A 25,181-nucleotide genomic window follows, 5' to 3' on the forward strand; every position below is an offset into this window, starting at 1 on the left:
ATTCTTCATTGATCAAGATAATAAATAAAAAAGCACCCCTTTTTTAGGTGCTTTCTAAATTCATCTTACTGATCATTTTTCTTATACAATTCTTCTTTAACAATCTTCCAGCCAATCGTATGAATTTCTTCAATAATTTTCTTTCTAGTTTCTTCTGTAACATCATTTGGCGCAATTATATTTACTTTTGTTTTTCCAAATTGATAGGTAGCAGTAAATTCTGTTTGTTTACTCAGTATCACCACCCCCATAATTCATTGTATGTTTAGTTTTATTACGGACTAACCAACCTTTTGTTGTCTATTGATTCAAAAATTAATTAATTCCTTAATTAGACATATATATAGTCTATGAGGTGATTAAATGGAACGGGTTGCATTGTACTTACGTAAAAGTCGAGCAGATATAGATGCAGAGGCTAGAGGTGAAGGTGAGACCTTATCAAAGCATAAGGAGCAGCTTCTAAAATTCGCTAAGGAAAATGATTTAAAGATCATTTGTATCCGACAGGAAATTGCATCTGGTGAATCACTTGTTTACCGGCCAGAAATGTTAAAGCTTTTACAAGAAGTTGAAGAATTTAAATATGATGGTGTGTTAGTAATGGATATGGATCGTCTTGGACGTGGTAATATGAAGGAACAGGGTATTATTTTAGAGACGTTTAAATCATCTAGAACAAAAATTATTACACCAAGAAAAACCTATGACCTTCATGATGAGTTTGATGAGGAATACAGTGAATTTGAGGCATTTATGGCGCGAAAAGAATTAAAAATAATTACTCGTAGGCTTCAACGGGGCCGGATTTTATCAGTCCAAAGAGGAAATTATTTAGGAACCTTTGCACCTTATGGATATGAGATTTATGAAACGAAGGAATTCCGTTCATTACGTATTAATAGCAATCAGGCAAAGGTAGTAAAAAGTATTTTTGAATGGTATACGAAGGATTTGATTGGTGCAAATGAAATAGCTAACCGTTTAAATCAAATGAATATCCCTTCCTATACTGGAAAAAAGTGGAGTTACCATACCATTTTGGAGATGATAAAAAATCCTATTTATATTGGAAAGGTCACTTGGAATAAAAAATCAAGTAAGGGTATTAGAAAACCAAAATCTGACTGGTTAATTGTTGATGGAAAACATGAAGCAATCATTGATCTTGAAATATACAATGTGGCACAAGATATTTTAAGTAGTCGATACCATGCTCCTTATAATAGTAAATTAAGTAATCAGCTAGCTGGAATAATTTTTTGCAGTAAATGCGGATCAAAATTACAGCAGCGTTATCCAAAAGGCAAACCTAGACAAATTGTGTGTACAAATAACCGCTGTAATACCCGCTCTTCCTATACCCATTTAATTGAAGAGAAACTCTTACAAGGGTTAGAAATTTGGTTAAAAGAGTACAAAATAAGTTTTACCAATCAAACCGTCGAGGAAGATTTTGAAGTAATTAATTTAAAAAAGCAAGCACTTAAACAAATCGAAAATGATTTAAGTGAATTAGCAAAACAAAAAAATAATTTATTTAATTTACTAGAACGTGGTGTTTATGATGAATCGATTTACAATGAACGTTCTGAAATCCTCTCTAATCAACTAAAAGAACTTTCAAATAGTAAGACATTAATTTTGGATGAACTGGCTAAATACCACAATAGAGAGTTGCTAAACGAACAATTTATTCCAACCTTTGAAAAAGTTTTGGATTTATATTACAAAACAACTGATATAGAACTCAAAAATCGACTGCTTAAATCGGTTTTATTTAAAGTTGAGTATCAAAAAGAACCACATCAAAAACTAGATGATTTTACACTTATTCTTTACCCGAAGCTCCCCAGGTGAACTTGTTAACTGATTTGGTATTACCATCTAAGTCACATTAAATTAGTTCCATTTAAACCTAAAGCATCGTTTGTAGAAATACCTAAAACAACAGGTTTTCCATTTCTCAAAGTAGCCTTAGCTGCCATTAAAACAGGGCTATCAGTTTGAGCATTAGCAAACTTACTCATTGAATTTCCTGTTAACGGTGCAATTACCATACAATCTAATTGTACTTTTGGACCAAATGGTTCTGCTCCTACAATTGAATCAACTGTTTTACGCCCTGTAATTTCTTCTATTTTTTCGATCCAGTCTTCTCCTACACCAAATCGTGTTGTTGTGCTTTTTACAGTAAAAGTAACAACAGGGTATACGTCAGCTCCATCATCCACTAACTTTTGAATTTGAGGTACTACCTCTTCATAAGTACAATGTGATCCTGTAATACCAAATCCAATTTTCTTACCTTTCAACGTCATTTTGGTTGCTCCTTCCTTTTGTCTAATTCTACTTTTAATAGCTGTGTTAGTACGTTTCCAATTATTTGACCTGCTGTTTTAGGAGCAACGATTCCTGGTAAACCTGGTGCTAATAATGCCTTAATACCTCTTTTTTCAGCATAACGGAAATCTGTTCCACCAGGTTTAGATGCTAAATCAATGATTAGTGCATGTGGTTGTAATCTTGAAATGACACTTGCTGTAACGATTTGAACAGGAACAGTATTAATAACAACATCGACATCTTTTAAGGCCTCTTCAATGTTCTTAAATTCAAAAGCTTCTAAGCCCATTTCAACAATTCTAGCAATATGTTCGGATTTACGAGCCCCTACTTTTACTTTTGCACCCAAACTATGAAAAGTCCTCGCAACACTCATTCCTGTACGACCTAAACCTAATACGGCTACTTTCGAATTATGAATTGTGTATTCCGTATGTTGTATGACCATCATGATCGTACCTTCAACTGTCGGAATACTATTATAAATAGCTACATCGTCTCGTTCAAATAATTTTACTAACTTTCGATTTGAAGCTGTAACAATACTATCTAAGTAAGAGTTACTTATTCCAGAATAAATCGTACAATGCGAAGGAGTACTGTCTAAAATTTCTTTTGTCAGCACGACTTTCTCATTTGAAAAAATTGTATCGACAACTCCTTCATTATTCGTACCTGGTACAGGTAAAAGGATTGCATCTAGATCTTTAAAATCAGCATCCGCAATTAATTCTTTTGATGCACTGGTAAAGCCACTATCTAATTGTTCAAAGCCTATTAATGTTACCTTTGCGTCTAACTCTGTTAACTTCCGAATAACTTCCAGCTGTCTGGCGTCCCCACCAATAACAGCAATATGCAAGCCAGTTAACATGCAGCATTCACCTTCTTTACTTCACTATGGTAAATGGAAATTAATCTCTGTAAGCAGGACTACCGCCTAACATCTTTCTCCTAAATATCTTATGAATCTTCCATTGCATTGGTGAAGATTCTTTCTAAAATTAAGGTGCAGTAATGAAAAACTATTAAAATCTTAGTAATAAAAATTTTTCTTCTTAATACTAAAGATACCATTTCTATTCTCGATCACTTGAAAAATAAAAAAGAGCATCCAATACAGGATCCTCTAATTTTTCAACTTAATGTTTAATATTTGTTGGAATTACTCCGTCAGGACTTACTAATGAAATTGCATAATCATCTGTAAATACAAACCTCGCAATATCATTTACTTTATCAATTGTTACACCATCAATTAGTTGAATTACTTCATCTAAAGTACGGTGGTTACCTAGCATTAATTCATTTTTACCATTACGGCTCATTCTGCTATTTGTGCTTTCTAAGCCTAACATTAAATTACCTTTTAATTGCTCTTTACAATTATTTAATTCTTTTTCTGTTATTCCATCTGCATTTAATACTTTTAATGTTTCTTGGATTGTTTCAAACAATTGATTTAATTGGCTTTTTCCAGTTCCTGCATAAATTGCAACTGTACCGCTATCTTGATATGCAGAGTGATAAGAGAAAACTGAATATGCAAGACCTCTTTGTTCACGAACATCTTGGAATAATCGACTACTCATACTGCCACCAAGTATATTATTTAAAGCAATTAATGGATATAAATCGCTATGTCCAAGTTCAAGACCTCTATAGCCAACACAAAGATGTGCTTGCTCTGTTTCTTTTTTGCGAGCAATTTCACCATAATGTAATGTAGGGATTCCAAAGTTTATATCTTTCTTTTTACCCTCATAGTTTCCAAATAAATCTTCAACACGTTTAATAAAAGATTCATCTATATTACCCGCAATTGAAATAACTACTTGATCAGGAGTGTAAAAATCCTTCATGTACTGACGTAAAGTATCGCCGTTAAAAGATTTTAATGTTTCTTCTGTACCTAAAATCGGATAACCTAATGGATGATTTTCATACATAACTTTACCTAATAAATCATGCACTAAATCATCTGGTGTATCGTCATACATTTTGATTTCTTCAAGTACTACATTTTTTTCTTTTTCTAATTCACCTTCATCAAAAGTAGAATTAAAAAACATATCTCCTAATACTTCTAACGCGTAATCAGCATGAGTATCTAACACTTTAGCGTAATAACAAGTATATTCTTTTGATGTAAATGCATTTACTTGTCCACCAATTGAATCGAAACTTTCAGCGATTTCTTTCGCATTGCGTGTTTTAGTGCCTTTAAAGAACATATGCTCAAGAAAATGTGAAACACCATTCAGTTCTGCCGTTTCATTGCATGAACCTGTTTTAATCCAGACTCCAAGTGCAACTGAACGAACAGTTGAAATATTTTCAATTACTACTCTGACTCCATTTTTGCAAGTATGTCGTACAATCATGTAATGCCTCCTATGTATACACCATCTATTTACACTTTTGTAATAAGATTGAAAAATTTAACTATATTTTACAATCATCTTAACAAAGCTGAAAGTAATTGTCATTTGTTTTCAACTTTTTTAATTGTATCGTACCGTTTTTCATCTAATAAAGTTGAAATATTTACAACTTTTCTACCTGATGCCTCTATTTTTGTGATAAGTTCATCAAGTGCCTCAGCTGTCGGTTTCGTTGGATGCATAAGAACGATTGTACCATTGTCTACTTTTTTCATTACACGATTAATAATGACTTCTCTTGGGGGTTTCTGCCAATCAATCGTATCTGCTGTCCACATAATTGTTTTCATACCTAAACTTGAAGCGATTTTAACTACTTCATCACGATAACTACCGCTTGGAGGGGCAAACCATACAACTTTTTGATCAGTTGTAGCTAGTATAACTGAATTTGTTTCGGTTATTTCATTTCTTATTTGCTGACTACCTAATCTTGCCATATCGGGATGTGTATAAGAATGATTCCCAACTTCTTGGTCTGCAGCAGTGATTAGTTGAGCGACAGTTGGATTATTTTTTACCCATCTACCTTCAAGAAAGAATGTTGCTTTTGCATTATGCTTCTTTAAAACTTCTAACATTTTTGGAATAAATTCATTCCCCCATGCAACATTTATTGTAAATGCTACCATTGGTTTTTCAGGATTCCCTTTATACACTGGTGATGGTGGTAAATCACTTAAATGAACTTTTGGAGAAACTTCTTTAAATACTAGTTTATTCTGATCAAACTTACCTTTTGTCTTCATTTTCTTATATGACGCATTAATATCAACTGCTAAACCGTTATAGCCGGGTATTGCTTTCCAAACCGAGTCGACATAAGCATCTTTTGGAGGTATCTCGAAAGTTGGCGCTTTTGTTTTGATTTCTTCATATAATCCATTTGTTTTTGTTGTTACAAATGACGATTTTGAAGATAAGTTCCTCACGTATTGATTCGTATATTGATTTCTAACGACTAAAATTGCTAGAAACAATGCCATAACGATTGCTAAGACTTTAAACCGACTTTTACTCATTTCCTGACACCCTCCTACTAGAAGGAATATGATATTTTTTAATAATATAGAACAAGCTTCTACAACTTATGTACGAAAAAATTAGCAATAACTAATTGATCTGGTCATTTCTAGTTCTACTTTCCTTATTGTAACCAAAAAATTTTTACACACACATTAAATTCTGGAAAATTAAAAGAGTGGGTTTAGAAGAGGAGTGGAAGTAAAATAAATAAAAAAAACAGGTTCATTTTTATATGAACCTGTTTTTTTATTTATTAAGGAAGACTAGTGACTTCCGCTTTTCGTGATGTCTAGCTCCAGGCGTTTGCCCCTCGAGGTCATAAGCCAAGGACCAGCAAAGGTTAAAAAGCAACCTTCACTGGTCCTTGGCTTATGCTTGTCGGGGCAGAGCGAACGCCTTCCGCTTTTCTTGATGTCTAGTTCCGCAAGCTAGCTCTTCGGTAATATTCCATTAATCTTCGAAGTGGAAAAATCACCACTTCTTCAGATGAATGGAGATATTCCTTTCAGACCTGGACGAGCTTGCTCCACATTTATTGTTGCTCAGCTTTTTCTTTTTGTTCTTTTAATACAGCTTTGCGAGATAGGTTTACTCGTCCTTGCTTGTCGATTTCAGTTACTTTTACTAGGATTTCGTCTCCAAGTGAAACCACGTCTTCAACTTTTGCGATGCGTTCTTCTGCAAGTTCAGAAATATGGACTAATCCATCTTTACCTGCAAAGATTTCAACGAATGCGCCGAATTTTTCAATTCGTTTTACTTTACCCATGTATAATTGACCTACTTCTACTTCACGAACAAGGTCTTCGATAATTTGTTTTGCACGTTCATTCATAGGTTGATCTACAGATGAAATAAATACTGTTCCATCTTGTTCGATGTCAATTTTTACGCCAGTTTCTTCAATAATTTTATTGATTTGTTTTCCACCTGGTCCAATAACATCTTTAATTTTATCTGGGTTAATTGTCATCATTAAGATTTTTGGAGCAAACTCAGATAATGCTGTTCTTGGTTCGCTAATTGTAGCTAGCATTGAATCAAGAATTTGCATACGACCGATTTTTGCTTGTTCTAATGCTTCTTTTAAGATTTGTTCTGATAAACCTTCAATTTTAATGTCCATTTGAAGTGCAGTTACACCTTTAGCTGTTCCCGCAACTTTAAAGTCCATATCACCTAAGTGATCTTCCATACCTTGAATGTCTGTAAGAACTGAATAATGTTCACCAGATTTAATTAATCCCATTGCAATACCTGCAACTGGTGCTTTAATTGGTACACCAGCATCCATCATTGCTAGAGTACTTGCACAAATACTTGCTTGTGAAGTAGAACCATTTGATTCAAGTACTTCTGATACAAGGCGGATTGTGTATGGGAAATCTTTTTGATCTGGAATACTTGGCTCAAGTGCTCTTTCACCTAATGCTCCATGTCCAATTTCACGGCGACCTGGTCCACGAATTGGTCCTGTTTCACCAACACTAAATTGTGGGAAATTATAATGGTGCATAAAACGTTTTGATTCTTCTATGCCTAATCCATCAAGAATTTGCACGTCACCTAGTGCACCTAGTGTACAAATGCTTAGTGCTTGAGTTTGTCCACGAGTGAATAATCCAGAACCATGAGTACGTGGTAATAAACCAACTTGTGATGATAATGGACGGATTTCATCTAATTTTCTTCCATCAGGACGAACTTTTTCAACTGTGATTAAACGACGCACTTCTTCTTTTACTAGCATTGAAAGGATTTCTTTAACTTGTCCAATAATCTCTTCGTCCGCTTCATTTTCTTCAAACTGAAGTACAACACGTTCTTTTACTTCATTGATCGCAGCTTCACGAGCATGTTTTTCATGAACTTGAATAGCTGCATTTAATTCTGTTTCACAAATATCGCGAATTTGTTTTTCTAATTCAGCATCAAGTTCATGAAGCTTAATTTCCATTTTTTCTTTTCCAATTTGTGCTACTATTTCTTCTTGGAATGCGATTAATTTTTTAATTTCTTCATGTCCAAACATAATTGCTTCAAGCATTACTTCTTCTGGCACTTCATTAGCTCCAGCTTCAACCATGTTAATTGCATCTTTCGTTCCAGCAACTGTTAAATGAATGTCACTGTTTTCAGCTTGCTCAACAGTTGGATTAATAACAAATTCGCCATTAATACGACCAACTACAACTCCAGCAATTGGGCCGTTAAAAGGAATGTCAGATACACATAGAGCTAGAGAACTACCAAACATAGCAGCCATTTCTGATGAACAATCTTGATCAACGCTCATTACCATGCTGATTACCTGTACTTCATTACGGAATCCATCTGCAAATAATGGTCGAATTGGGCGGTCAATTAGTCGACTCGCTAATATTGCTTTTTCACTTGGTCTACCTTCACGTTTAATAAATCCACCAGGAATTTTACCTACTGCATATAAACGCTCTTCGTAGTTTACTGTTAATGGGAAAAAGCTAACTTTTTTAGGTTCCTTTGATGCAGTTGCTGTTGCTAATACGACAGTATCTTCGTATCTTACTAAAACTGCTCCATTTGCTTGCTTTGCTAATTGTCCTACTTCAACAGTAAGAGTTTTACCAGCAAGCTCCGTGGAAAAAACGTGCTTTTGTTGTTCCATATGGTATAAATACCCCTCTCTAATTTACAATTCAAAGTCTAAACTAATTATGTAAAAAAATCGTATATTCTCTATTATCTCCTATGTTTAGTAAAGAAATCAACTAACGAGAAAAAGAGAATAAATATTTATAAATTTAAAATACAATTCATCAGTAATTTTAAATCGATATGTATAAGAAAAAGCGGGAAGAATCCCGCTTTTTCTTAAAGTATCAAATTAATACTCGAAATTAACGACGTAAACCTAATTTGTTAATTAATTCACGGTAACGAGTAATGTCTTTGTTACGTAAGTAGTTAAGTAAGTTACGACGCTTACCAACCATTTTTAATAAACCACGACGAGAGTGGTGATCTTTTTTGTGAGTACGTAAGTGCCCATTTAAAGAGTTAATGTTTTCAGTTAAAACTGCGATTTGAACTTCTGGAGAACCAGTATCGTTCGCATGAGTTTTGTAAGTGCTGATAATTTCGTTTTTACGTTCTTGAGTTAATGCCATGTTTTTTCACCTCATAATAATATTATTGAACACCTATCACCTAGCAGTCGTCGGTGAATCGATTTGCCAAGCAACGGTTTTTCAAGTACTTTACTAATATTACATTGTTTTATTTATAAAAGCAAGTATTCTAAATTAGTTATTCTCTGAAATAATTTTTTACAGTTTCACGATCTTTTTGTAATTGATCGATTAGTTCATTTATACCATTAAACTTCTTTTCATCACGTATTCTAGCATACCAAAAAATTTCAACTTCTTTTCCGTAAATATCTTCATTAAAATCAAAAATATTTACTTCAATTGTTTGTTTTTGGAACTCATGATAGAAAGTTGGTTTGTATCCAATATTACACATACCTTCATATAATTCACCATTAACAATACATTTTACAGCATAAACACCTACTGAAGGTAATGCATACGGAATGGAAACAGAAATATTAGCTGTTGGGAATCCAATTGTTCGACCACGTTTGTCACCATCTACAACGATCCCTTTAATTTGATACTGTCTGCCAAGTAAGTGGGTTGCTTCTTCCATTTCACCAGCTTTTATCGCTTCTCTAATTCGTGTTGAACTTACTTTCTCATTGTCTAAAACGAATTTTGAAATGGTTGATTGTGTAAATTCACCTCTAGAATGAAATGGTAATGATTCCATATTCCCTTTACCATATTTTCCAAATGAAAAATCAAATCCAGCTACAACATGTTTTGCATTTAAAGAAATAATGTATTGATCGACAAATTCTTGTGGTAGTAGGGAAGCAAATTCCTCTGAAAATTCAACAACAAATAATTGGTCTACACAAAGTTTCTCCATCCACTTCACTTTTAGCTCCAAAGGTGTTAAATAGGAAATCGCATCATCACGATTTCCAAGAATTGCAGATGGATGTGGATCGAATGTCATCACTGATAATAATAATCCTTTTTCATCCGCAATTTCTTTGGCAGCTTTTATGACTTGTTGATGACCTTTATGTACTCCATCAAAAAAGCCAAGTGCTAAGACCGTTTCTTTACAATCTTCTTTTTTTATTGAATGAGGATGGGTGATTTTTATTATTTTTGTCATATATATCACCTTTTCTATAATCAAGTCTCTTTTCCCATTATAGAACAATGAATAAAATTTATATAGTTTTTTCTATTGGTTATGAAATACTCTTGTCGGTTTAATTACATTATTATTTTTAGGGTTTGGAGTGTACATTGCAATAATTCTATTATTTTCGTTGTAAACTGCAATATATTCCCCTTCTTTACAGTTCATCGTATTAGGAAAAAATCCACCATTAAATACTCTTACTTCTTCTTCAGTAGTCACAGTTAGACGTGGATACTCATCAAGAGCTTGCTCCATCGATAACATTACACGATCTAAAGTAAAATCATTAGCATTTTCTTCTAATTCAGCAAAAGTAACGCAATCATCAATCGTAAATGCTCCTGCTTTTGTTCTAGTTAAATAAGACATGTGAGCAGGGAATCCTAAAATTTCACCTATTTGAACAGCTAAAGTTCTTATATATGTACCTTTACCACAGAAAACTTCAAATTTAAAAGAAATTGTATCTCCTTCAAATACTTCTCGATCATCAAGTAAAATAATTTCAAATATTGTAACGGTTCTAGTTGGACGTTCAACTTCAATTCCAGCTCTAGCGTATTCATATAGCTTTTTGCCATTTACTTTTACAGCAGAGTACATAGGAGGAGTTTGACTTATATCTCCTGTTAATTGATTTAATACATTTAAAATTTCTTCACGAGTAATAACTCGATCAACCTTCTTTTGATCAATAATTTCACCATGAGCATCCTCAGTTGTTGTAGAAAACCCTAAAGTAATTTCACCAATATATTTTTTCCGATCATCGGTTAAATATGGTATTAGCTTTGTAGCTTCACCTACACATATTGGCAAGACGCCCGTTACTTCTGGATCAAGGGTTCCTGTATGACCGACTTTTTTTGTCTTTAAAATCTTTCTTATTTTAAAGACACAATCATGAGAGGTAAGACCCGCTGGTTTATTCAGTGCAATTACACCATTCATCTTATCACCTATTGTTTATTTTTTAGCATGATGAAAAATGGATAGACGAATCACTCGCCTATCCATTCATTATCAGTTATTCTCTTTATTAATTTGAGTTAGCAATGTCTCAATTCGATTACCATAATCGACTGATTCATCAAATTCAAAAATTAATTCTGGCGTCTTACGTAAACGAATACGTTGACCAATTTCAGAACGAATAAATCCTTTTGCTTTCGCTAATCCAATTAATGTATTTTGACGTTGTTCATCGTCACCTAATACTGAAATATAGACTTTAGCTTGTTGAAGGTCACCTGTTACTTGAACATCAGTAACTGTTACGAAGCCGATTCTTGGATCTTTAATTTTTCTACCGATAATCTCACCAAGTTCTTTCTTCATTTGTTCCCCAACACGATGTGCTCTTACTTTCATACTTTCACCTCAATCTTACAAAGCAAAACAATTCGTGCTTTCATACGATTAGTTTAACTAATTGTATAAATAATTATTTATTATGCTGAACTTATTCAATTGTGATAAGTCCATTATTTATTTCCAATTATAATATCATCTTTTAAAAGAAAATATTGTAATGTCTAGTTCCAAAAGCTAGCTCTTCGGTAATATTCCAACTACTTTCGAAGTGGACAAACCACCACTTCTTCAAGTTGTCGGAGATATTCCCTTCAGAGCTGGGCAAGCTTTTTCCACTTTTCGTTATTACTTACGTTTAATTTCTTCCATTACGTAAGCTTCGATTACGTCGCCTTCTTTAATATCATTGTATTTCTCGATCGTGATACCACATTCGTAGTTTGTCGCTACTTCTTTAACGTCATCTTTGAAACGTTTTAGTGTGTCTAATTGACCTTCGAATACAACGATACCATCACGAATTAAACGTACACCGCTGTCACGAGTGATTTTCCCATCAGTTACATAACATCCAGCAATTGTACCAACTTTTGATACTTTGAATACTTGACGAACTTCTGCTTGACCGATTACTTTTTCTTCAAACTCTGGGTCTAACATACCTTTCATCGCAGATTCAATTTCCTCAATTGCTTTGTAAATAATGCGGTGTAATCGAATATCTACATTTTCTAAGTCTGCAGTACGTTTTGCATTTACATCAGGACGTACGTTGAAACCAATAATAATCGCATTAGATGCAGAAGCTAAAATTACATCAGATTCAGTAATTGCACCAGCGCCTGTGTGGATGATTTTAACTTTTACGCCTTCTACTTCAATTTTTTGTAATGAAGCAGCCATCGCTTCAACAGAACCTTGAACGTCAGCTTTAACAATTAGATTGATTTCTTTTACATTACCTTCTTGAATTTGAGCAAATAAATCTTCAAGAGATAATTTAGAGCTTTCACTACGTTGTTGAAGAACTGCTTGTGAAGCACGTGCTTCACCAACTTGACGCGCACGTTTCTCGTCAGCAAATACCATAAAACGGTCACCTGCTTGAGGAACTTCATTTAAACCAGTAATTTCAACTGGCATTGATGGACCAGCCTCTTTAATTCGACGACCTAAGTCATTTACCATCGCACGTACACGACCAAATGAAGTACCAACTACAATTGGATCTCCAACTTTTAATGTACCATTTTGAACTAATAAAGTTGCAACTGCACCTTTACCTTTGTCTAATTCAGCTTCAATTACAGTACCTAGTGCTTTACGGGTAGGATTTGCTTTATATTCTTCTACTTCACTAACTAAAAGAATCATTTCAAGTAACTGATCAACACCGTTACCGTTTAATGCTGAAATAGGAACAAAGATTGTGTCTCCACCCCATGCTTCAGAAACAATACCGTGTTCAGTTAATTCCTGCATTACGCGATCTGGGTTTGCAGATTCTTTATCCATTTTATTCACAGCAATAATAATAGGTACTTCTGCTGCTTTTGCGTGATTGATCGCTTCAACTGTTTGTGGCATAACACCGTCATCAGCTGCTACAACGATAATCGTAATATCAGTAACTTGTGCTCCACGTGCACGCATTGTTGTAAATGCTGCGTGACCAGGCGTATCTAAGAACGTAATTTTCTTTCCTTCGATTTCTACTTGGTAAGCACCAATATGCTGAGTGATTCCACCTGCTTCTCCAGCAGTTACCTTTGATTTACGAATATAGTCAAGTAAAGTTGTTTTACCATGGTCAACGTGACCCATAATCGTTACAACTGGTGGACGTTCTTGTAGAGTAGCTTCATCATCAGCTTCATCAATAAAGCTTTCGAAGTCATTTTCATCAACAATAACTTCCTCTTCAACTTCAACTCCGTAATCACTAGCTAGTAATTCGATCGTATCTTTATCAAGGTCTTGGTTAATTGTCGCCATAATGCCTAGCATAAATAATTTTTTAATTAATTCTGATGGTTCTTTACCTAATTTTTTTGCAAGCTCAGATACTTTTAAAGAACCTGAGAAGATAATTTTATTTGAGGTGTTCTCGGTTGAGTTATTTTTATGATTCATATTTTGATTGCCTTTCTTTATCCCTGTCGTTTGTCGATCTTCATTTTGACTGCTTTGCTTTTGGCTATCAGTCTTTTTCTTTTTATTACTGTTCTTTTTTGATTTTTCTTTCGTATCTTCTAATTGATAGTCTACTTCAAAATCAAGCTCTTCACTAGCTTCTACATTAAATGCAGGAATTACCTTAAAAGAAGATTTGGACACAGCTTTTTGGGGTTGTTTTATCTCTACAGACTTTGGTTGAAAACTTTTATTTAATTTTTCAACAATATCCTCTGCAATTGTGGCCATATGATTCTTTACTTCGATTTTTAAATCCTTGAGTCTTTCAATAATTTCCTTACTTGAAACATTTTGCTTTTTAGCATACTCATAAATTCTAATTTTCGTCATACGTTCACCCCCAGATTAGTCCATTAATTTAATAATGTCTGAAGTTTTGTTGCAAATCCTTGATCAGTAATTGCAACGACCACTCGAGCGTCTTTCCCAATAGCGTGCCCTAATTCAAAGCGATTTTCAACATAACAAAGTGGAGTATTGTAAAAAGTTGTCTTGTCTTTTATTTTCTTCGCAGTTAAATCGGAAGCATCCTTTGACAAAATAACTAGTTTTGCTCTTTTTTGTTGGACTTCTTTTACAACTAACTCTTCGCCTGAAACCACTTTACGAGCTCTAGCTGCAAGTCCTAATAAAGACAATCCTTTGTTTGTCATGCTTTTTCCTTTTCAATATACGCTAAAAGTTCTTCATATAAACTAGCATCAATTTTAGCGTTTAATTGCTGTTCTAAAGTATTTTTTTGCTGCGCTTGTTTTACAACTTCAACAGATTTTGTTAAGTAAGCTCCACGACCTGATTTTTTTCCACTTGGATCAATGGATACTTCTCCTTCTTTAGAACGAACAATTCTGATTAATTCTTTTTTTGGTTTCATTTCTTGTGTTACAACACACTTACGTAAAGGAATTTTTCGATTCATGAGTTTACTCACTCCTCATTAAAGTCGTCAGCGTAAGCATCGAAATCATCATTAGATACAGTTACTTCTTGCGCTGGTGATGTATAGTCAATACCAATTTTATCTGCATCTGACTGTGATTTAATATCAATTTTCCAACCAGTTAAACGCGCAGCTAATCTAGCATTTTGACCTCTTTTTCCAATTGCAAGAGATAATTGGTGATCTGGTACTACAACTGTAGTTGCTTTTTCTTCTTCATTTACTAAAACTCTAATAACTTGAGATGGACTTAATGCATTTGCAACAAATTCAACTGGATCTGATGACCAACGTACAATATCAATTTTTTCACCTTTTAATTCATTAACAATTGATTGCACACGTTGACCTTTTTGACCTACACAAGCACCTACTGGATCTAAATCAGGGTTGCTTGTATATACTGAAATCTTAGAACGGTCACCCGCTTCACGCGCTACTGAACGAATTTCTACAACACCATCATAAATTTCAGGTACTTCTGTTTCAAATAAACGCTTTAATAATCCAGGGTGAGTACGTGATACAAAAATTTGTGGACCTTTTGAAGTTTTTTCAACTTTTGTAACAAATACTTTAATGCGATCATGGATTCTGTATTTCTCAGTTGGAATTTGTTCAGTTACAGGAAGTACTGCTTCAATTTTACCTAAGTTAACATAAATTGCGCGTGAATCGATACGTTGAACTGTACCTGTCATCATATCTTCTTGGCGGTCAATATATTCTGAGTAGATTACACCGCGTTCTGCTTCACGTACTCTTTGTGTTACTACTTGCTTAGCAGTAGTTGCAGCAACTCGTCCAAAATCTTTAGGAGTTACTTCTAATTCAATGATATCTCCTACCATAAAATTTGGATTATGTTGTTGTGCTTCTTCAACTGTAATTTCTAAACGTGTATCAAACACATTGCTAACTATTTCTTTTCTTGCAAAAACACGAATTGAACCATTATGTAGGTTAAAATCAACTCGAACATTTTGTGCTTGATTAAAATTACGTTTATATGCTGAAATTAAAGCTGCTTCAATCGCTTCAATTACGACATCTTTACTAATTCCTTTTTCTCTTTCAATTATTTCTAATGCTGTTAATAACTCCGAACTCATTAAAAGTACCCCCTACTTAGAAAAACGTAACAGCAAGTCTTGCACTTGCGATTTTTGGTGTTGGAATTGTAATCATTTTTTTTCTTGTTTTAATTGTTAACTCTAACTGAACTTCCTCTGACGTGTAGGAAATTAATTTCCCTTCAAATTTCTTTTCGTCAAGGATTGGTTCGTAAGTTTTAATGAAAACTTGTTTTCCAATTGCTTTTATAAAATCTTGTTCTTTCTTTAAAGGACGCTCAGCACCTGGTGATGAAACATCTAAAAAATATAGGTTTTCAATTGGATCTTTTTCATCTAAGACTTCACTTAGTTTTTCACTTACTGCAGCACATTGCTCCAAATCAATTCCAGACTCACTATCTATAAATACTCGAAGGAACCAGTCTTTTCCTTCTTTTACGTATTCTACATCAACTAACTCTAATCCTAGTTGTTCAATTATTGGTTGTGCTAATTCTGATACAACCTCTGTGACCTTCTTACTCAAGAAGTATCCTCCTTCCAAACATTACAAGATGAAAATTCCCTGCTATTTAGCAGGGAAATTATCTTTAGTATTTCCAATTTACGCAATTATTGTAACTTAAAATTCAAGTTTCAAACTACGCAAGAGATGAATTGGGTCATAAGGGTAATAAGAAAGAGCAGGTTGCCCCTGCTCTTCAAGAAAAATCCCGTGCTAAATTACATCTGTCTCTACTATACCATAATTCCCAAGTTTTGCAAACTGTTAAAAGCCATCGAAAAGTGATAATTGGTTTTGATCAGGTAAGTTTTGTAAACAGCCTTGTTTATCTAAATACTCTAATACTGTTTTTGAAATTTTACTTCTTTGTTGTAGGTCTTCTTTCGAAAGGAATTCTCCGTCTTCTCTAGATGCAACAATATTTTTAGCCGCATTCGTTCCTAATCCAGGAATCGAATTAAATGGTGGGATTAATTTGTTACCATTTACTAAAAATTCATCTGCACTTGATCGATATAAATCCATTTTTTCAAATGAAAAACCTCTTTCACACATTTCCAATGCTAACTCTAGGACAGTCATTAAACTTCGCTCTTTTACTGATGCATCTAATCCTTTTATCGCAATTTCTTCAATTTTAGCTTTAATCGTACTCGGACCAGCAATCATAGCTTCAATATCGAAATCTTCAGCTCTTACTGTAAAATATGCAGCATAATAAAGAATTGGATGGTGAACTTTGAAATATGCAATTCGTACTGCCATCAAAACATATGCAGCAGCGTGGGCTTTTGGGAACATGTACTTAATTTTTTTACATGAATCAATATACCAAGCAGGTACTTTATTATTTCTCATTTCTTCTTCCCACTCTGCTGGTACGCCCTTACCTTTACGAACAGATTCCATTATTTTAAATGCTAATGAAGGCTCTAATCCTTGATATATTAAATAAACCATGATGTCATCACGACAACCAATTACTTCAGGAAGTGTACAAGTTCCACTGTTAATTAATTCAGAAGCATTTCCTAGCCATACATCTGTACCATGTGATAAACCAGAAATTTGAACTAGTTCTGAAAATGTAGATGGCTTCGTATCTTCTAACATTTGACGAACGAATTTTGTTCCGAATTCAGGAATTCCATAAGTTCCTGTCTTACAACCTATTTGTTCCTCAGATACACCTAAAGGTTCTGGTCCGGCAAATATTTTCATAACTTCAGGGTCATCAGTTGGAATCGTTTTTGGATCGATTCCACTTAAGTCTTGAAGCATACGGATAACGGTAGGATCATCGTGTCCAAGTATATCTAGTTTTAATAAATTATCATGGATTGAATGGAAATCAAAATGTGTCGTTTTCCATTCAGACTTAACATCATCAGCCGGGAATTGAATTGGTGAAAAATCATAAATGTCCATATAATCTGGAACTACTATAATTCCACCTGGATGTTGTCCAGTTGTTCTTTTAACACCCGTACATCCCATAGCTAATCGATCATATTCAGCACCACGTAAATTTAGATTATGATCATTTGCATACCCTCTTACGTAACCGTATGCTGTCTTATCAGCTACAGTACCAATTGTACCAGCACGATAGACATAGTCCTCACCAAAAAGTACTTTTGTATAATTGTGAGCAGTTGGTTGATATTCACCGCTGAAATTCAAATCGATATCGGGAACCTTATCACCTTTAAATCCAAGGAAGGTTTCAAAAGGAATATCATGACCATCTTTTTTAAATGCAGTACCACATTCTGGACAATCTTTGTTCGGTAAATCGAATCCAGAACCTACAGATCCATCATTGAAAAACTCTGAGTGTTTACAATTAGGACAGACGTAATGTGGTGGAAGTGGATTTACTTCCGTTATTTCCGTCATGGTCGCTACTAATGATGAACCTACAGATCCCCTTGAACCTACTAGATATCCATCATCTAATGATTTTTTAACCAGTTTATGCGAAATCAAGTAAATTACGGCAAAACCATGCCCAATAATACTTTTTAACTCTTTTTCAAGACGGGCTTCTACAATTCCAGGTAATTGTTCTCCGTAAATAGATCTAGCCATTTCATAGCTCATGTCACGAACTTCATCTTCAGCGCCTTCAATTTTTGGAGTATATAGGTCATCCTTAATTGGTTTAATATCTTCAATTAAACTAGCAATTTTTTGAGTATTTGTAACGACTATTTCTTTTGCTTTTTCTTCTCCTAAAAATGCGAATGAAGATAGCATCTCATTTGTTGTTCTAAAATGAACATCTGGTAATCGATGACGATTTAATGGATTTGCTCCACCTTGAGAACCAACTAATATTTTTCGATAAATTTGATCTTCTTTTTGTAAGTGATGAACGTTACCAGTTCCAACTACAATTTTTTCTACCTTTTCAGCCATTTTTACAAGCTTTGAAATGACTTCTCTTAAATGTTGTTCATTTCGAACAATTTCTAATTCCACTAAATGTAAAAGTGTCTCTGGCGGCAATACTTCGATATAATCGTAAAACTCCATTAGCTTTTCTGCTTCTTCAGGAGATTTTTGAACACTTGCTTCAAAAACTTCACCTTTATCACATGCAGATCCAACTAATATTCCTTCGCGATGTTTCACTAATAATGATCTAGGAACCCTTGCAACTCGATGATGATAATGGATATGAGAATAAGAAACAATTTTAAATAAGTTTTTTAATCCCGTTTCATTCGTAGCTAATAGTGTTGCATGTGATGGTCTTGCTCGTTTATAAGCATCACCTTTCCCCATGTTATTATTTAGCTCATCATGATAATACATATCCTGCTCTGCAGCATCTTTTAGCATTTTTAGGAGTAAGAAGCCAGTGGCCTCAGCATCGTAAATCGCTCTATGATGTTGTGTTAAGTTAATATCGAATTTTTTACAAAGTGTATTTAATCGAAAGTTTTTAAAATCTGGATACAAAGTTCTAGCTAACTCAAGCGTATCAATTACACCGTTATTTGTAATACCAATTTCATATTTTTTAAAGCCCATTTGAATAAAGCCCATATCAAAAGAGGCATTATGAGCTACTAGTATATCGTCACCCATCCACTCTTTAAACTCACGAAGTACCACATCAATATTTGGGGCATCTCTTACCATTTCGTCAGTAATTCCCGTCAATTCAATCGTAGTTGCAGATAGTGAATGATGTGGATTTGCAAATCGTTCAAATCGGTCAATGATTTCACCTTTATGAATCTTTACAGCAGCTAACTCGATGATCGTGTCATAAACTGCAGAAAGACCTGTTGTCTCTACGTCAAATACAACATAAGTTGCTTCTTCTAAAGAGACATGAGATGGATTATATGCTGTTGGTACACCATCGTTTACTAGATTTATTTCAACACCGTATAGTATTTTAACACCATGTTTTTTCCCTGCTCCAAATGCCTCTGGGAAGGATTGAACAACTGCATGATCCGTTATTGCAATTGCTTCATGTCCAAACTTACTTGCTTGTTTGACTAAATCACCTGCTGAAACGACTGAATCCATTTGGCTCATATGTGTATGAGCATGTAACTCAATTCTACGCTCTCCTTCTGGAGCTTCGTCCTTGCGTTCATCTGGAGTAATTTCATTTATATCATTTGCAATCATGACTAAATCACGTACAAATGTATCGTTTTGTACTGATCCTCTAACTTTTACCCACATACCCTTTTTAATTTTATTTAACATTGGGATATCTTCTTTATCTCTAGAGAACATTTTAACTAGTATTGAGCTCGTGTAATCAGTTATTTTAAAGGTAATTAAGACACGGCCGCTCTTAAGTTCACGAATTTCAGAATCGAATACAAATCCTTGAAGAACGACTCGTTTTTCTTCTTCAATGATAGACGAGATCGTATTAATTTCAGTTTCCTTAATATAATATCCAACAACAAGAGGCCCCTGAGGCTCATCACCTTCAGCTTCTTCAGCAGCCTCTTTCTTTTCTAATTCAACAAGTACTTCCATCGCTCGCTTGCGATCTTCTTCAGCTTTTTTCTCAAGAAACTCAGTTTTTTCTTCAACATTATCTTTAATCGTATTCTCAAAAAACAACTTAGGAAAACCTACTTTTTGATATAAATCTTGCAGCTGAGGAACATATCGATTTGTAAAGGCATTCTCTTCAATTAGACTATTTAAATTGATCATTACTTTATTATTTTCAACTGAAGGTAGTGCAGATTCAACATGTTGTAATATAGGTGATTTCGATTCAACAGATTGAATCATAAATGACCAATAATCAATTACTTTTTGTTCATCTATTTTTGGATTTTCTGTATTAATAACGACTGAAACATCTGCTATATGTTTAAAAGTTCTTAATAAACTTGTTACAAATACTTGAAACGTTGCAAAAGGTAAAACATTTTCTATTTTAAAAGTAAACTGCCACTTTTTTTCGCTTTTACTTACTTCAAGATTTACGATTTCCCCGTTTTTAAAATACAGGTCTCGCATATCTTCGGGAAATTGAAGCTGATCTAATAATAGCTGAAACCGCTCCTGACGAGTTTGTCCCATTTTTTCACCAACCTTTTTATGTGTAAAAAAATCGAAAGTACCTCTAAAAAAATAAGAGGTACTTTTTATTTGTGTGCGATTCCCTTAAGGTGTCGCTTCCACTTTTATTTTATTTTAACATATTTATTTCATTCACAAGGTTAGAAATTTCTACTTCTTTACTAACTTGTCCATCTCTTGTTTTAAGTTCTACAATTCCTTCTGCAGCTTTTTTACCAACAACTACACGAACAGGTATTCCGAAAAGATCAGCGTCTGCAAATTTTACACCTACACGTTCATTTCGGTCATCTAATAATACGTCTTGTCCAGTCTCTTTTAACGTTTTGTAAATATCGTCTGCTAAAGTTACTTGCTCTTCATTCTTTGTATTTACAGTAATAACATGTACATCAAAAGGAGCTAGATTTTTAGGCCATACAATACCTTTTTCATCATTATATTGCTCTACAATTGCAGCTAATGTACGAGATACACCGATTCCATAGCATCCCATAATGATTGGATTTGATTTACCATTTTCATCAAGGAATGTTGCATTCATAGACTCAGAATATTTTGTACCTAATTTGAAAACATGACCTACTTCAATACCTTTTGCAAAAGAAATAGTTCCTTTACCGTCTGGAGATATGTCACCTTCTTGAATAAATCTTAAGTCTAGGAAATCTTTAACATTATAGTCTCTATTTACAGTTACGTTAATGTAGTGATAGCCTTCTTCATTTGCTCCACAGCAACCATTTACAATACCTTTAACTGCATTATCAGCTAATACTAATAAATCAGATTTTACTCCAATTGGACCTAATGATCCGATTTCACAGTTCATTAGTTCTTTTACTTCTTCTTTAGAAGCAAGCTCTACTGAATGTGCACCTAAATAATTCTTTAATTTAATATCGTTAATTTCATGGTCACCACGAGCAAGCACTAATACGAAACTTTCATCTGCTTTGAAAATAATTGATTTAATGCTTTTTTCAATCGGTAAGTTTAAGAATTCAATTACTTCATCGATTGTTTTTTGATTTGGCGTTTCTACTTTTTGAACCTCTTCTAATTTCTCATCAGATGGTTCGTAATTCGTTACAACTGGCGCCATTTCAATATTTGCTGCATAGCTAGATTCATTTGAAAATGCGATAGTATCTTCACCAATGTCAGATAACACCATGAATTCATGCGTATCTTTTCCACCCATCGCTCCTGAATCAGCAACAACCGCTCTGAAATTTAACCCACAACGAGTAAATACGTTGCTATAGGCCGTAAATAAACGATCATATACTTCATCCAAGCTTTCTTGTGATGCATGGAAAGAATATGCATCTTTCATTAAAAATTCACGCCCGCGAAGTAGTCCAAATCGAGGACGTTTTTCATCACGGAATTTTGATTGTACTTGATAAAGTGTAATCGGTAATTTTTTATATGATTTTAATTCATCGCGAATAATAGAAGTTACAACTTCTTCATGTGTTGCCCCTAATGCAAATCCTCTACCATGTCGATCTCGTAAACGCATTAGTTCTGGACCAAAATTATCCCAACGACCTGATTCTTCCCATAATTCTTGCGCTTGCATTGATGGCATTAACATTTCCATCGCACCGGCATTATTCATTTCTTCTCGAACGATATTTGCTACTTTTTGAAGAACTTTATTTCCTAAAGGTAAGAAACTATATATACCAGATGCATTTTGTCTAATAAAACCTGCTCTTAATAATAATTGATGGCTTTTTATATCTGCATCTGATGGTACTTCACGAAGAGTTGGACTATATACGATACTTTGTTTCAAAAGGGTTCACCTCATATTTTTCTTTTATTCTTATATTCTTTTTAATAATATTTTGTAAAATAGATTTCGTAGTTGACTTAAAAGTCACATGTAACAATACACGATTCTAAAAAAAGAGCTTTGTAAGATAAGAATCCGCTCCCACTTAAAACGGGCTAATTGACAAATAATATGTCACTAAGCCCGTTTTATAAGCAAGTAAGTCGCGGATTCTTAAACAAAATTCATGAAATTACACGATTAAATTAAACAGAGCTTCTTATAAGAAAAATCTTTTAATATCGTTCCAAGTTACGATGATCATTAATAACATTAAAAGCGCAAAACCAATAAAGTGAACGACACCTTCTTTTTGGCGATCAATAGGTCGACCTCTTAATGCTTCTATTGCAAAAAATGTTAGTCTTCCTCCATCAAGAGCTGGTAATGGTAATAAATTCATAATACCAAGGTTGATACTTAAAAATGCTGCCCATTTCATTAAGTAGAAAATACCTGATTGTGCAGCCTGATCAGTTACTTGATAAATACCAACTGGACCAGATAGATTATTGATTGAGAATTGACCAGATACTAAATGACCAACTGCTAATACAATTTCTTTTGTCCATCCAATTGTTTCAGTTATGCCATATTTAACCGAAGAAAAAACATTTTTTTCAACAGGGGCATAAACACCAATTAATCCATTAACTTTATGATCGATTGTTTCTGATTTTGGAGTGATTGGAATCGAAATAACTTTGCTATCTCTTTTCACTTTAAATAATAATTCTTTACTTGGGCTTTCTCTAACAATTTTAACTACTTCTGCCCATTTTGAAACATCTTTATTATCAATTGATAAAACAATGTCACCTTCTTTTAGACCAGCAGTTTGTGCTGGACCTTTTGGAAGTAATTCACCAATTTTAGCATCATTTACTGGAGTTCCTTGAAGTAATCCCAATAAGATAAAAATCACTAAAGCTAGAATAAAATTCATCATTGGGCCTGCAAAAATAGCAATCGCTCTTTTTCCTACGGATTTACTATTAAATTGTCGGTTATACGGAGCAATCTGGTGTCCTTGTCCTTCACTATAAATGAACGCTTTTTCATTTACATTGAATTTTGAAACGCCTTCAGTTCCTTCTTCGGTACCAATGATTTCTAACTTATGCTCTAAATCTATTGAATCAACTTCAACAAAACGAAGATCTTGGAAACGGTCAAACTGATCAACTGCAATTTTGGTAACTTCTCCGATTGCATTAAATTGTAAACCGATATGTGATCCAGGCTTTACTTGTACCATTTCTGGATCTTCTCCGGCATAACGAACATAACCACCAAGCGGCAATAATCTTATTGTGTATGTAGTTTCATTTCGAAAAAATGAGAAAACCTTTGGTCCAAATCCAATCGCAAATTCTCTACATAATATACCAGCACGTTTTGCAAAATATAGATGTCCTAGTTCATGAAAAAATACAAGTGCGCCAAAAATGACAACAAACGCTATAACTGTATTCATGTAATTACCACCCTTACTTTATTAGTGATGAAACGAATTGTCTTGTTTGTTCATCAATGTTACGAATTTCTTCTAATGAAGGTTTACTTAATACATTGTGTTTTTCAAGAGCGTTTTCTATTAAATTCTCAATTTGTAAGAATGATATTTTATTCTGTAAAAAAGCAGCTACCGCTTCCTCATTTGCTGCATTTAATACAGTTGGTAAACTACCGCCAACTTTTCCTGCTTGATAAGCATAATCCAAACATTTAAACCTGTTAAAATCCATCTCTTGGAAATGAAGTGTCCCAAATTTAATTAAATCTAATGGCTTATGATTATTAATTGGTTTTCTTGAAGGATAGTTTAGTGCATAGGCGATTGGTACTCTCATATCAGGTGTTCCTAATTGTGCCATTACACTTCCGTCATCGAATTCAATCATAGAGTGAATAACACTTTCTCTATGTAGTACTACATCAATTTTTTCATATGGCATATTAAAAAGCCAATGTGCTTCAATCACTTCTAATCCTTTATTCATCATTGTAGCAGAATCAATTGTAATCTTTGCACCCATTGACCAATTTGGATGGTTTAGGGCATCTTCAATTGTAACATCTTTTAATTGATCCCTTGTTTTATCTCTGAAACTACCACCTGAAGCTGTGATGATTAATTTATGTATTTCACTATGATTTTCACCATTTAAACATTGATAGATTGCTGAATGCTCACTATCTACTGGTAAAATTGAGACACCATATTTTTCTGCTTCAGCCATTACAATATGACCTGCTGTTACTAATGTCTCTTTATTCGCCAATGCGATTGTTTTACCATTTTGGATTGCTTTCATAGTTGGAACTAAACCTACACTTCCAACAACAGCGTTTACAAGTATTGTACTGTCTTCATGGACTGCAACTTCGATAAGACCTTCTTCACCATATAAAACTTTGGTTTTCGAAGGGATCCCTAAGCTCTTCAGTTTTTCAGCTTCTTCTTTACCTGCAACTGAAACTAGTTTTGGTTTAAATTCTAAAATAATCTTATATAATTCATCAATATTTCTTCCAGCTGAACACGCGACTAAATCAAAATCATTTGATTGATTTCTAATAATATCGAGTGTTTGTATACCGATTGAACCAGTTGCCCCGAGTAAGCTGATTTTCTTCATTTTCATAT

19 protein-coding genes and 1 pseudogene are annotated in these 25,181 nt (G+C 33.9%); 1 reads left to right on the forward strand and 19 read right to left on the reverse strand.

The window, feature by feature from the left end; all coding sequences use genetic code 11:
• Nucleotides 1–65: 65 nt before the first annotated feature.
• Nucleotides 66–242 (reverse strand): cell division protein FtsZ, encoded by a 177-nt coding sequence (locus AN960_RS24460; protein ID WP_156339668.1) that lies wholly within the window; start codon nucleotides 240–242, stop codon nucleotides 66–68.
• A gap of 121 nt (nucleotides 243–363) precedes the next feature.
• On the opposite strand from AN960_RS24460, the gene AN960_RS10660 reads away from it, so the two are divergent.
• Nucleotides 364–1,860: a recombinase family protein gene (locus AN960_RS10660; RefSeq protein ID WP_056470797.1), complete on the forward strand. Its 1,497-nt coding sequence runs from the start codon at nucleotides 364–366 to the stop codon at nucleotides 1,858–1,860.
• Nucleotides 1,861–1,895: 35 nt separating this feature from the next.
• On the opposite strand, the pseudogene dpaB reads toward AN960_RS10660, so the two are convergent.
• The 18 genes and pseudogenes from dpaB to dxr form a co-directional block, all read right to left on the reverse strand.
• Nucleotides 1,896–2,321 (reverse strand): annotated as a pseudogene (gene dpaB, locus AN960_RS10665) (dipicolinate synthase subunit B); the annotation flags it as partial.
• Nucleotides 2,318–3,220 (reverse strand): dipicolinic acid synthetase subunit A, encoded by a 903-nt coding sequence (gene dpaA / locus AN960_RS10670; protein WP_056470800.1) that lies wholly within the window; start codon nucleotides 3,218–3,220, stop codon nucleotides 2,318–2,320. The pseudogene dpaB and the gene dpaA, both read right to left, overlap by 4 nt.
• Before the next feature lie 268 nt (nucleotides 3,221–3,488).
• Entirely contained in the window at nucleotides 3,489–4,730 is a 1,242-nt protein-coding gene (locus AN960_RS10675) for a M16 family metallopeptidase (protein ID WP_056470803.1), read from the reverse strand.
• Between the two features lie 101 nt (nucleotides 4,731–4,831).
• The gene (locus AN960_RS10680) at nucleotides 4,832–5,812 is read right to left on the reverse strand and encodes a polysaccharide deacetylase family protein (protein ID WP_056470806.1); all 981 of its coding nucleotides are present in this window, start codon (nucleotides 5,810–5,812) and stop codon (nucleotides 4,832–4,834) included.
• A gap of 536 nt (nucleotides 5,813–6,348) precedes the next feature.
• Nucleotides 6,349–8,463, reverse strand: a complete 2,115-nt coding sequence (gene pnp, locus AN960_RS10685; protein ID WP_056470809.1) for a polyribonucleotide nucleotidyltransferase — start codon at nucleotides 8,461–8,463, stop codon at nucleotides 6,349–6,351.
• 232 nt (nucleotides 8,464–8,695) lie between these two features.
• Nucleotides 8,696–8,965 carry a 30S ribosomal protein S15 gene (gene rpsO / locus AN960_RS10690; protein WP_025568545.1) on the reverse strand — a complete coding sequence of 90 codons (270 nt, stop codon included), beginning with the start codon at nucleotides 8,963–8,965 and terminating at the stop codon, nucleotides 8,696–8,698.
• A 139-nt stretch (nucleotides 8,966–9,104) separates the two neighbouring features.
• A complete protein-coding gene (gene ribF, locus AN960_RS10695) occupies nucleotides 9,105–10,046 on the reverse strand; it encodes a bifunctional riboflavin kinase/FAD synthetase (RefSeq protein ID WP_056470812.1) in 942 nt (313 codons plus the stop codon).
• A 72-nt stretch (nucleotides 10,047–10,118) separates the two neighbouring features.
• The gene (truB, locus tag AN960_RS10700) at nucleotides 10,119–11,030 is read right to left on the reverse strand and encodes a tRNA pseudouridine(55) synthase TruB (RefSeq protein ID WP_056470816.1); all 912 of its coding nucleotides are present in this window, start codon (nucleotides 11,028–11,030) and stop codon (nucleotides 10,119–10,121) included.
• 72 nt (nucleotides 11,031–11,102) lie between these two features.
• Complete coding sequence (gene rbfA, locus AN960_RS10705) at nucleotides 11,103–11,450, reverse strand: 30S ribosome-binding factor RbfA (RefSeq protein WP_025568543.1); 348 nt, start codon at nucleotides 11,448–11,450, stop codon at nucleotides 11,103–11,105.
• A 288-nt stretch (nucleotides 11,451–11,738) separates the two neighbouring features.
• Entirely contained in the window at nucleotides 11,739–13,919 is a 2,181-nt protein-coding gene (infB, locus tag AN960_RS10710; RefSeq protein ID WP_056470819.1) for a translation initiation factor IF-2, read from the reverse strand.
• Nucleotides 13,920–13,942: 23 nt separating this feature from the next.
• Nucleotides 13,943–14,242 carry a YlxQ family RNA-binding protein gene (locus AN960_RS10715; RefSeq protein ID WP_056470822.1) on the reverse strand — a complete coding sequence of 100 codons (300 nt, stop codon included), beginning with the start codon at nucleotides 14,240–14,242 and terminating at the stop codon, nucleotides 13,943–13,945.
• Nucleotides 14,239–14,508 (reverse strand): RNase P modulator RnpM, encoded by a 270-nt coding sequence (rnpM, locus tag AN960_RS10720; RefSeq protein ID WP_056470825.1) that lies wholly within the window; start codon nucleotides 14,506–14,508, stop codon nucleotides 14,239–14,241. The genes AN960_RS10715 and rnpM overlap by 4 nt, the downstream gene beginning before the upstream one ends.
• 8 nt (nucleotides 14,509–14,516) lie before the next feature.
• Nucleotides 14,517–15,641, reverse strand: a complete 1,125-nt coding sequence (nusA, locus tag AN960_RS10725) for a transcription termination factor NusA (protein WP_056470828.1) — start codon at nucleotides 15,639–15,641, stop codon at nucleotides 14,517–14,519.
• Nucleotides 15,642–15,657: 16 nt separating this feature from the next.
• A complete protein-coding gene (rimP, locus tag AN960_RS10730) occupies nucleotides 15,658–16,131 on the reverse strand; it encodes a ribosome maturation factor RimP (RefSeq protein ID WP_056470832.1) in 474 nt (157 codons plus the stop codon).
• A 243-nt stretch (nucleotides 16,132–16,374) separates the two neighbouring features.
• A complete protein-coding gene (locus AN960_RS10735) occupies nucleotides 16,375–20,685 on the reverse strand; it encodes a PolC-type DNA polymerase III (RefSeq protein WP_056470834.1) in 4,311 nt (1,436 codons plus the stop codon).
• 109 nt (nucleotides 20,686–20,794) lie between these two features.
• On the reverse strand, nucleotides 20,795–22,492 hold the full coding sequence (locus AN960_RS10740; protein ID WP_056470837.1) for a proline--tRNA ligase: 1,698 nt from the start codon (nucleotides 22,490–22,492) through the stop codon (nucleotides 20,795–20,797).
• A 259-nt stretch (nucleotides 22,493–22,751) separates the two neighbouring features.
• A complete protein-coding gene (gene rseP / locus AN960_RS10745) occupies nucleotides 22,752–24,008 on the reverse strand; it encodes an RIP metalloprotease RseP (RefSeq protein ID WP_056470840.1) in 1,257 nt (418 codons plus the stop codon).
• A gap of 13 nt (nucleotides 24,009–24,021) precedes the next feature.
• Nucleotides 24,022–25,173, reverse strand: coding sequence for a 1-deoxy-D-xylulose-5-phosphate reductoisomerase (gene dxr, locus AN960_RS10750; RefSeq protein WP_056470842.1), 1,152 nt, complete (start codon nucleotides 25,171–25,173; stop codon nucleotides 24,022–24,024).
• Nucleotides 25,174–25,181 lie beyond the last annotated feature (8 nt).

This window comes from Bacillus sp. FJAT-25509 (assembly GCF_001420605.1).
GTDB lineage: Bacteria > Bacillota > Bacilli > Bacillales > Bacillaceae_G > Gottfriedia.